Here is an 820-nt window from a genome sequence, read left to right as displayed (position 1 = left end):
GGCGTTGTCCTGCCGCACGACACGCAGGCGCGGATCGGCCTCCGCGTGCGCATGGGCGATCTCCGGCGTGCGGTCGCGCGAGCCGTCGTCCACGACGATGATCTCCAGCGCGGGGTGGGTCTGCGCGCGCACGCTGCGCAGCGTCGCATCCAGCGTCGCCTCGGCGTTGTAGGCCGGGATGACGGCGGTCACGGCGTCCGGGTGCGCATGCGCGTTCATCGGTCGAGCCCAAGCGCTGCGGCATAGGTGTCGAGATCCCAGTCGCCGGCGACGGTGATGCGCGGCACCAGCAGCGGCGGATCGTCGAGCCCGGCGCGCGCCGCGCGGCAGGAGAATCCGATGTGATAGCCCGCCCCGGCCGCGAGCCACGCAAAGCGCTCGTCCACCGCGCCAAAGGGGGCGGCGCAGGCCAGCGGCACGCGGCCGAGACGCGTCTCGATCGCGGCCCGCGACCCGGCGAGCTGGTCGGCGAGCGCGGCGGTGGAGAGCGTTGTCGCGTCCAGATGGGTTGCGAAATGGCTGCCGAACACGACGCCCTCCTGCGCCAACGCCGCGACCGCGGCCCAGTCGAGCAGCGGCGCCGCTGCCCCGTACGCCGCATCCCAGTCGGCCGTGCCGCCGATCGCCGCGGTCGGGATGAACACCTCGGCCGTGAAGCCGGCCTCGCGCAGCAGCGGCCACGCGCAGTCGGCGAAGTCGCGGTAGCCGTCGTCGAAGGTGATGAGCACGGAGCCGTCCGGCGGCGGCGTGCGCGCCCCCATGTGCCAGCGCAACGCCGCCGAGGACAGCGGGCGGCAGCCGCGGTGGCGCAGCAGAGCGA

2 protein-coding genes are annotated in these 820 nt (G+C 74.5%); both read right to left on the bottom strand.

The genetic code is table 11. The annotated features are described in order from the left end of the window. On the bottom strand, window positions 1–219 hold a 219-nt coding region (locus tag B8460_RS12500), incomplete at its 3' end, for a glycosyltransferase family 2 protein (RefSeq protein ID WP_048861934.1). Continuing rightward, a partial coding sequence (locus B8460_RS12495) for a polysaccharide deacetylase family protein (protein ID WP_048861933.1) occupies window positions 216–820 on the bottom strand: 605 nt, incomplete at its 5' end. The genes B8460_RS12500 and B8460_RS12495, both read right to left, overlap by 4 nt.

The sequence above is a fragment of the Acidisphaera rubrifaciens HS-AP3 genome, from assembly GCF_000964365.1.
Taxonomy (GTDB): domain Bacteria; phylum Pseudomonadota; class Alphaproteobacteria; order Acetobacterales; family Acetobacteraceae; genus Acidisphaera; species Acidisphaera rubrifaciens.
The sequence above is the reverse complement of the archived record's forward strand: the minus strand, read 5'-3'. Positions and strand labels throughout refer to the sequence as shown.